General features: G+C 27.8%; 8 protein-coding genes and 2 tRNA genes. 1 reads left to right on the top strand and 9 read right to left on the bottom strand.

Annotated elements, in window-relative coordinates; translation table 11 throughout:
• Both JWF52_RS03615 and JWF52_RS03610 read right to left on the bottom strand, forming a co-directional pair.
• Nucleotides 1–221, bottom strand: a 221-nt coding sequence (locus JWF52_RS03615) for a hypothetical protein (RefSeq protein WP_208331976.1), incomplete at its 3' end; no start/stop codon positions are given.
• A 323-nt stretch (nucleotides 222–544) separates the two neighbouring features.
• Nucleotides 545–1,891, bottom strand: coding sequence for a hypothetical protein (locus JWF52_RS03610; RefSeq protein ID WP_208331975.1), 1,347 nt, complete (start codon nucleotides 1,889–1,891; stop codon nucleotides 545–547).
• Nucleotides 1,892–2,324: 433 nt separating this feature from the next.
• On the opposite strand from JWF52_RS03610, the gene JWF52_RS03605 reads away from it, so the two are divergent.
• Complete coding sequence (locus JWF52_RS03605) at nucleotides 2,325–3,596, top strand: conjugated bile salt MFS transporter (RefSeq protein WP_208331974.1); 1,272 nt, start codon at nucleotides 2,325–2,327, stop codon at nucleotides 3,594–3,596.
• A 33-nt stretch (nucleotides 3,597–3,629) separates the two neighbouring features.
• Here the strand turns inward: JWF52_RS03605 and JWF52_RS03600 are convergent, their stop codons facing one another.
• The 7 genes from JWF52_RS03600 to hcp all read right to left on the bottom strand — a co-directional run bounded on the left by JWF52_RS03600 (nucleotide 3,630) and on the right by hcp (nucleotide 9,409).
• Nucleotides 3,630–4,127: a PaaI family thioesterase gene (locus JWF52_RS03600; RefSeq protein WP_286183983.1), complete on the bottom strand. Its 498-nt coding sequence runs from the start codon at nucleotides 4,125–4,127 to the stop codon at nucleotides 3,630–3,632.
• A 78-nt stretch (nucleotides 4,128–4,205) separates the two neighbouring features.
• On the bottom strand, nucleotides 4,206–4,922 hold the full coding sequence (locus tag JWF52_RS03595) for a phosphatase (protein ID WP_208331973.1): 717 nt from the start codon (nucleotides 4,920–4,922) through the stop codon (nucleotides 4,206–4,208).
• A gap of 71 nt (nucleotides 4,923–4,993) precedes the next feature.
• Nucleotides 4,994–6,277: a 30S ribosomal protein S1 gene (locus JWF52_RS03590; protein WP_353654866.1), complete on the bottom strand. Its 1,284-nt coding sequence runs from the start codon at nucleotides 6,275–6,277 to the stop codon at nucleotides 4,994–4,996.
• A 114-nt stretch (nucleotides 6,278–6,391) separates the two neighbouring features.
• Nucleotides 6,392–7,087 (bottom strand): DNA/RNA nuclease SfsA, encoded by a 696-nt coding sequence (gene sfsA / locus JWF52_RS03585; RefSeq protein ID WP_208331972.1) that lies wholly within the window; start codon nucleotides 7,085–7,087, stop codon nucleotides 6,392–6,394.
• 245 nt (nucleotides 7,088–7,332) lie between these two features.
• Nucleotides 7,333–7,407: transfer RNA gene (locus JWF52_RS03580), tRNA-Thr, on the bottom strand.
• 9 nt (nucleotides 7,408–7,416) lie between these two features.
• Nucleotides 7,417–7,490: transfer RNA gene (locus tag JWF52_RS03575), tRNA-Cys, on the bottom strand.
• A 200-nt stretch (nucleotides 7,491–7,690) separates the two neighbouring features.
• Entirely contained in the window at nucleotides 7,691–9,409 is a 1,719-nt protein-coding gene (gene hcp, locus JWF52_RS03570; RefSeq protein ID WP_208331971.1) for a hydroxylamine reductase, read from the bottom strand.
• Nucleotides 9,410–9,424: the final 15 nt, after the last annotated feature.

The following is a 9,424-nucleotide window of genomic DNA, read 5'->3' as shown; positions in this document are numbered from 1 at the left end:
ATTGCCCCTGTACCTATCATCGCTCCTAATGATATAGATGCCGGACCTATAACATTCTTTATTTGTAACTTAGCAGGCGTTGTAGCCTTCTTTTGAATCATAAATATCGTTCTTATAGACATTATCGCACCCGTTATTAATATAAATGGTAAGAATACTGGCCATATCATATCCGATATTTTAGTTATTATAGCTTCTAATTGATGTAACATTTGCCCCATTTTCGACTCCTTTTCTTTAGCCTTATTAACTTTGATGAATTAATTTGATGAATTTAATAAAATAGCTAAAGTAATATTTATATATATTTCTTTAACTTTTAGTTACACAGATATTTTTCCATAAAAAAATAGACATTAGTTTAAATTATAATTATGCACAAAACAGTAATAGAAATAATTCATAATTGCTGCTTTGTAATTTCATATAATTTAAAAACGCCTATTTACATTTTCAGTTTATTTATTTTTTTTATGAAGTCAATATAAATTTTTAATCATTTTAAAATCATTCACATTATTCATTAATTTTTTTATTTTTTAAATTAATTAAGATTGTCATTTATGATCTTTGTATGGCTTAAAAATTCTCTTATGCTCTCTATTATTTGTTCTTTATTATCTAAAGTTATATCTTGTCTCTCATTCCACATTGAATTAAATAAATCATCACATATTGTTTTAAACTGGTTATCTGATACAATTGCATATTGATTTTTATAATCATCAGGACAAATTGTTGTTAACTTTATATTTTTTGATAAATATAATGATGGATTTAGCTTGTCTTTAAATTCCTCAACAAAATCTCCTTCAATTAGTTTAATTTCTAGATTGTTATTTTCTCTTAATATTTTTTTCATATATTCTATATGTCTTTCACGCTGTTGAAAACTTAGCTTTACAGGAACATTGAAAAATCTAAGTTCCCCTGAAGATATATATCTTCTAAGCTCATTTTCATAAATTAATATTTTTAAATCAGATTTATAAGTTTTATTATTTAAAAATATATTAATTTTATTTAGTTCTTCCATTATCTCGTTATTATCACCAAATACTTCTTTTCCTACTTCAATAAATAAATCCTCCGGCATAAAAAGCTCATTCATTGACCCTATCAACCATCTTAAATCATTACCTAATATATATTGAGTATATATATTATTTTTTATAATTGACATTACGTCTTTTTTTTCGAAAATAGGTTTTCCTTGTCTTTTTAGTAACCCTTCTAAACTATAATATAGCTCATCTATAGTTTCTTTTTCTTTTGACATAGTACTAAATATACACTCACCATTTTTATTAAATATAGATGTATTAAGCAGCTCATCTTTAATTATAAAAAAATAAGAATCACTAGTAATAGCACAGTTATATATTTCAAAGTCTAATTGTGGATATGTAGCTACCATATTCAAAATCATTATCGCATCCATTATAATATTGTTACTTTCTCCTGTAAATCCAGCCAAAAATCTAATCTTTATATTTTCATTATTTTGTAGACTATATATTCCTTTTTTCATATTAGATAATGATATGCTTTCCTCATAATTAGATTGGAATAAATCAGCTGCTATTATAATATCAATCTCTTTGTTCTTACTTAAGTATATATATATCTCATTCTCTAAATATTGTTTTCTAAGTTTAGTATTTACAGTTACTAAACCATTGTATTTCATTTCTAACTGAGTATCTTTCGGTATTTTTTGTGTGCTTTTATGTTGTGTATTTAAATAAGATTCTTTTAATTCCCTAGATACATACTTAATCAAAAATGCTTTATCACATTCATCACTGTTTATTCCAAAGTAATTAATAATATCTTGGTGTGAAGTACTGTCTAGAGATGTAACTATAAAACTTGATATAGATTTACACACTTTATTTATATTTTTAGGTGTAGGTAGATTTTTTCCAGTAATCCATTTACTTATATAGATGTATCATAACCTAACTCCTTAGCAAGAGTACCTTTTTTTTGATTAGATATATATAATAATTGATCTAATAATTGCCCAAATGTATTGTTATTCAAACTAATACTCCTCCTTAAGTCACTATAACTTTTTATATTAACGATTATATCATCATAAAAATGATTATACAAATGCGCCTTTTATATACACTATCTAATGAATTTTTTTTGATTTTTTTTGATTCATTATGAATTAATAAGAATTCAAACTCTGTTTTTGTCGTTATTTGTCTTATTTTTTATTTTTTTTCTATGTTATGATGATTTTATATTAATTATATTTCTTAATTTATTAATGCCTATTTACAAAAGATTTAATATAAGGAGAAATTAATTTAATGACTAATATTAATAATAATACAAAAAAATTTACTACTGGCTGGATGATAGTAGCCGCTTGTATGCTTATCCAAGCTATACCTTATGGTGTTCTTGCTAACTTACAACCTCAATTTATGCACTATGTTATGGCTGATAAAACTTTAGGTTTTACTACTGCAAGCTTTTCGCTTATATTTACAATAGGAACTATTGCATCAGCATTTGCTTCACCTTTTATAGGTAAATTATTTGATAAATTTAACCTAAAAACTTTATATATAGCTGGAGCCTTTTTAGGATGTGGTAGTTTTGCTGCATACTCTTTATGTAACGCTCCATGGCAATTTTATGCAGTTTCTATAGTAATGCAATTTGGAGCTGCAATAATATCAGCAATAGGAGTTCCTTTATTAATCAATGCTTGGTTTGATGGTGCTGGTAGAGGTAAAGCTTTAGGTATAGCTATGGCTGGGGGATCTATAGGTAATATATTCATGCAAGCTACAGTTGTTTATGTTCTGGAAACGTTCGGATATAAAGCTTCTTATTTAGCTTTTGGTCTTACTGGTTTAATAGTAGCAATACCAATAACTTTATTTATGTTAAGATTGCCTAAAGACGAATCTGAAGTAGTTAAATCTAAATCAAAAAATACTAATAATAATAATGATAATTCTTCTTGGGGATATACTGTTAAAGAAGCTTTAGCTCTTAAAGAATTTAAGTTACTTGGACTTGCATTCTTATTTGTAGGTATATATGTATCTGCTTTATCAGTTCAATACCCTAAATACTTACACCAAAATCCTAATGTAAGTGTTGGTTTAGTAGGTTCTGTATTTGCTATATGTTCTCTTACAGGTAATTTACTTGGAGGGACATTATTTGATAAAATTTGTAGTACTAAAACACTTATAATAGCTGGATTAATAGTTGCTGGATCTGATTTAGCATTAATATTCTCAATTGAAATGACACCTCTTGCATACGTATTTGCTTTACTAAAAGGATTATCAATATTCGCTTATATGATGGGTCCTGCTTTACTTACTGGGTCGCTATTTGGAAACAAAGAATATGCAGGTATATTAGGTATGATTCAATTAATATTCGGTATTGGATTTGCTGCTGGGTCATATGCTTTCGGAGTAATTGTAGATGCTCTAGGATATAGAGTAGCTTGGTTTATAATTTTAGGAGCTATAGCGTTAGCTTACAGCTTATTAGTTACAGTTTCTATAAAGATGCATAAATTAAACAAATCTAAAAAAGATCAAGCTGCTGCTTAATATAAAAAAGAAGGTTTTATAAAACCTTCTTTTTTATATTTCTATATATTCTAAGTCAGATTTTTCTTCAAACCATTCATCATCATTAAAACTATCATCTGCTATTTTATCTATTGGCATTTTCATATACTTACCCGTAGCAGTTACTGCAACTTCTCCATTTGGGAGAATTATCTCTCCGCTACCTTCAAATAATTTTCTATTTTCTTTAGTTATTCTACCAACTATTTTTATCTCACAGTCTGTTGGAACAGGCTTTTTGTATTTAAGTTCTAATGATACAGTAACACCCCAAATAGTGTCATCGCTTATACTTACTGCTCTTCCTATAGTTTCATCAAGTAATGCTGCTGACATACCTCCATGTACTCTACCAGGATAACTTTGATGCCCGTCCTTTGTATTGCATATTGCTACTAGTTCATTACTTTCTAATTCATAAAAAGATGCTTTAAGCCCAAGTTCGTTATCTAAGCCACATACGATACATCTTTTACTGTTATTTTGTTTTTTAACTACTTTATATTTCAATATTGACACCCACCTACATCTTTTAAGTTATTTAGTAACTATAAAAAGCGATAAATTTAAATTTATCACTTTTTATAGTTAAAAATTGATTTTGAAAAACTCTATTATTTCTTCATCATTATAGTTTATAACTAATTCATTCGGAAAATCTAAATCAGCTATAATTTTTTGAGAATAAGGGAATTTTCCTACATCATAAGATATATGAGCATCACTTCCAAGTACGATTCTTACACCATATTTTTTACAAAGACCAAGCATAATAGTTACATTTTCCCATGCACCTTGTCTAAAAGTATTTGGTTTTAATGATGAATTATTAATTTCTAGTAAAATATTTTTTTCTTTAGCTTTTTTTACTATAGTCTCATAATCAACTTTATATCTATTATCATCTAAATGACCTATTATTTTAACCTTTGGCTGATCCATTACTTTTAGTATAGTATTAGTATTTTCTTCTCTCGATCCTGCTACTAGACATGGAGTATGTAAACTAGCTATCATATAATCTATATGAGTTAATAAATCATCCTCTACATCTGTATTTCCATTATAATCGATAATATTTGCCTCTACACCTCTAAGTATTTTTACCCCCTCTACTTCTCTTGGTATAACATGCATATTGTGAAAATAAAATGGATGAGGTCCCCCCGGCATAGTTGGGGCATGTTCTGAAAGTCCTAAATATTTTAATCCTGCCTTTTTAGCCTCTGCTATATTTTCTTGTATTGTACTATAAGCATGTCCACTCACTATAGTATGTGTATGTAAATCAATTAAAGCCTTCATGTATATCACCTCTAAATTATGATTTTAAAAATAAGCCATATTTTTAAAATATGGCTTATTTTTATTTATTATTATAATTTTAAATCTTTGAATTTATCTTTAAATAATTCTCCAAGGCTCCCTAAAGAATCTTCTATTTCTAAGAATTCACTTATATCTTCTTCTGGCTCTCTTGTAGCTTCTTTTATTGATACTAACATTCTTCTGTTCTTTGGATTAAAGTCAAGTACCATAACGTTAACTTCATCACCTACATTAACAACATTAGTAACTTTCATTACTCTTTCTTCACTTAACTCAGATATAGGTAAAAATGCTTCTACACCTTCTCTAACTTGTACAAAAGCACCTTTTTCAATTATTCTAACTACTGTACCTGTAACTATATCATCTAATTCTACTTCTTCTTTTATTAAATTCCATGGATCATTATTTATGTCTTTTAAAGCTAATGCAATTTTTTTAGTTTCAGCATCAACATCTAATACATAAACTTCTACTTCTTGACCTTCACTTAACATATACTCTACAGATTCAACTCTTGTCCAAGATAAGTTATTTAAATGAACTAAACCTTCAAGTCCACCGATATCGACAAATGCTCCATAAGGCATTAGCTTTGTAACTTTACCTTCTCTTTTTTGTCCTGCTTCTAAAGAATTAAATAATTCTTCTTTTTCTGCTTTAACTTTAGCTCTGTAAGCTTCTCTATCTGCTTTAGCTTTTGCTTTTGCTTCTTCTCTTTCAGCTTGTACTTTTGCTCTTCTTTCTTCTCTTTCTATATCTAAACGTTCTTGTAATACTTCTCTATGAGAAGCTACTAATCTATTTTTCTTAGTGTCCATTTCTTTTATGTAAACTTCTAAATTAAGACCTACATAGCTAGATGTATCAGTAACAAATTTTGTATCTAATTGAGATATTGGTATGAATAATGATTGCGTATTATATGTAGCAAATACACCTCTTTCAATGTTCTTTTCTACATTTACAGTTATTATTCTATGTTCTTTGTAAGCCTTTTCTAAGCATTCTAAATCTGCTCTTCTATCTAACTGTAATTTAGATAAATGTATTACTCCATCTTTATGATAAACTTTGCTTATTACAGCGCTTATTTCATCTCCTACGTTATATACATCACTAGCATATTGCCCTTTTAAAAGATTTAATTCTTCAGTTGATATAACTCCGTCAAATCCATAGTTTAATTCTAAAACAACACCTTCATTAGTTATTTTAGATATTTTTCCAGTTATAGTTTGTCCAACCTTAACATTACTAAATTCTTGTTCTTGTTGGTCTAATAGTTCTTGCATAGATAAGTTATTCGTCATGATTTTCAATCCTTTCATTATAATTCTTATACATATAAGTATTATACCATTAATATTTCAAATACTTAAATTTTTCTTGTAATATTTTATATCATTGATATTACTTGAATCAAACTTTTGATTCTTTATACTTTACAATATAACCTTTACATCATCCTTTATAATTATTGAATCTTGATTTACTATACAATCGTATGCTAGTACGTCTACACCTTTTGCATTTGCCATATTTAACGCTTCTGATAACTCTAGATGCATTTTTTTATTAGGTGTAAAATAAAGTACATTCTCCATTTGAACTACAAATATAACATAGCATTTATATCCCTCTTCACTTGCTTTTATAAGTTCATTGATATGCTTTACTCCTCTTTCTGTTTTAGCATCTGGAAACATTACTATATTTTCTTCCTCTAAAGTAGCTCCCTTTATTTCTATAAATACTTTTTTACTTTCAGTTTCTAGATATATATCAAATCTTGAATTTCCATATGTTTTTTCTGTCTTTATTAATTTTATATCTTCATTTAAACTTGGTAATATTATTGATTTATTAACTAAAGCTTCATATACCACTTTATTAGGTACTTGAGAGTCCATATTTATTAATCTATTACCTTTTTGTACAGCTATTAATGAGTATTTTGTTTTTCTATTTGGGTTGTCACTTTCCTCTAAGTATACTGTACAATTTGGAGTAAGTAATTCTCTACATCTTCCAGTATTTTTAACATGTACCTTTTCTATATTGTCGCATATATTACAATAGGCTATAAATCTATTGGGCCTTTCTATAAATTCTGCTTTTATTATATTGTTATATTTCATTTTAACTCCTTTAATTTACCTTTATACACTATATAATCCTTATATATATTTTTTTAAATTTATACCTGTTTTATATGATAAGTAATCTACAAATTCCTAATATTTAAAAAGTCTTTTCTTTTATAATATACTCTTTTTTTCTACATATAAGTATTTAAAGTTAAAATTATATTTACTTAATATAACTTTTTTATTTTTTATATATAAAAATAACCTTAATCAACATTGATTAAGGTTATTTTTATTGGAGCTGGTGATAGGAATCGAACCTACAACCTGCTGATTACAAGTCAGCTGCTCTACCGTTGAGCCACACCAGCAAAATTAATTGGAGGCGACACCCAGATTCGAACTGGGGATCAAGGAGTTGCAGTCCACTGCCTTACCACTTGGCTATGTCGCCTTGTTCACTACATTATAATTATATGATTTGTACCACCATTTGGCAACCATTAATTTAAAATATTTTTTATATTAAGTAGTTTCTATATTATATTTAAATCTATATAATTTTATTCATTTATTTACAAACTGTTTTATTTTTATTTATATAATTAAATATAAAAATAGTAGGATAATATATATTATCCTACTATTTTTATATTATTCTAAGAACATCTTTATATCATCTTCTACAGTGCTTATTCCACCTATTCCAAAGTTTTCAACTAATACCTTAGCTACATTTGGAGATAAAAATGCTGGTAATGTTGGCCCTAAATGAATATTTTTAACTCCTAAGTATAGTAATGATAATAATACTATTACAGCCTTTTGCTCATACCATGCTATATTAAATGCTATTGGAAGCTCATTTATATCTTGTAATTCAAATACTTCCTTAAGCTTTAATGCTATAAGAGCTAATGAATAAGAGTCATTACATTGTCCTGCATCTAATACTCTAGGTATACCATTTATATCACCTAAAGGTAATTTATTATATTTGTATTTAGCACATCCTGCAGTAAGTATTACTGTATCTTTTGGTAATGCTTTTGCAAAATCAGTGTAGTAATTTCTTGATTTAGCTCTTCCATCACAACCTGCCATAACAAAGAATTTCTTTATAGCACCAGTTTTAACTGCTTCTACAACTTGGTCTGCTAATGCAAATACTTGGTTATGCGCAAATCCACCTATTATTTCTCCTGTTTCTATTTCTGTAGGTGCTTGACATTTTTTAGCATGATCTATTATAACAGAGAAATCTTTATTGTCTTCACTTTCACCTTTTATATGAGTACATCCTACAAATCCAGCAGCTCCAGTAGTGTATAATCTATCTTTATAGCTATCCTTTGGAGGAACTATACAGTTTGTAGTCATTAATATTGGACCATTAAAGCTTTCAAACTCTTCTTTTTGCTTCCACCATGCATTTCCGTAGTTTCCTGCAAAGTGAGTGTATTTCTTAAATGCTGGATAGTAATGTGCTGGTAACATTTCAGAGTGAGTATATACGTCTACTCCAGTTCCCTCAGTTTGTTTTAATAATAATTCTAAATCTTTTAAGTCATGTCCTGATACTAATATACCTGGGTTATTTCTAACACCTATGTTAACCTTAGTTATTTCTGGATTTCCATAAGTTCCTGTATTAGCTGAATCAAGTAAAGCCATACCATCAACTCCAACTTTACCTGTTTCTAAAGTTAAAGCTATTAATTCATCTACACTTAATCTATCATCTAATGTTTTAGCTAAAGCACTTTGCATAAATGCATTTACTGCTTCATCATCATATCCTAAAGCATTTGCATGTTTCATATAAGCTGACATACCTTTTAATCCGTATATTATAAGTTCTCTTAAACTTCTTACATCTTCATCTTTAGTAGCTAAAACTCCTACTTTTGTTGATTTTTCATCTAATATTGAGTCTATTGAAACTGATTCACCACTTCCTAATACCGCATTCTTTAATTTAGCTAAAACTCCTACTTTAACATCCATCTCAGCATTTGAAGATGCATTCCATAAAGCAGCTTCTGATAGATTTTCTTTGTTATCTAATTTAGATAATAATTCTTCTTTAGTAGATAATGTCATCTTAACTCTATCATAGAATATCGCATCATCGAAGTTTGCATTTGTTATAGTTGTAAATAAGTTTATTGTTATTAAATGGTTTACTTCATGATCAATTAATTTCCCTTCTCCTCTAAGTCTTGTTGTAACCTCTGATAATCCTTTTGTTGTATATATTAATAGGTCTTGCATTCTAGCTAAATCTGGTGATTTTCCACATACCCCAAATTTAGTACATCCTGTGCAACCTGCTGTTTCTTGACACTGAAAACAAAACATTTTATTTTCCATATTTTTATCCTCCAT

It is taken from the genome of Clostridium sp. CCUG 7971 (assembly GCF_017590215.1).
Taxonomy (GTDB): domain Bacteria; phylum Bacillota; class Clostridia; order Peptostreptococcales; family Peptostreptococcaceae; genus Faecalimicrobium.
Note: the sequence above shows the minus strand (reverse complement) of the source record. Positions and strands in the feature narration are given on the sequence as shown.

Bases quoted from the DNA above. Each gene is read 5' to 3' on its own strand.
- JWF52_RS03590 (WP_353654866.1), bottom strand. From the start codon at position 6,277: ATGAAAGGATTGAAAATCATGACGAATAACTTATCTATGCAAGAACTA.
- sfsA (WP_208331972.1), bottom strand. From the start codon at position 7,087: ATGAAATATAACAATATAATAAAAGCAGAATTTATAGAAAGGCCCAAT.
- JWF52_RS03595 (WP_208331973.1), bottom strand. From the start codon at position 4,922: ATGAAGGCTTTAATTGATTTACATACACATACTATAGTGAGTGGACAT.
- hcp (WP_208331971.1), bottom strand. From the start codon at position 9,409: ATGGAAAATAAAATGTTTTGTTTTCAGTGTCAAGAAACAGCAGGTTGC.
- JWF52_RS03605 (WP_208331974.1), top strand. From the start codon at position 2,325: ATGACTAATATTAATAATAATACAAAAAAATTTACTACTGGCTGGATG.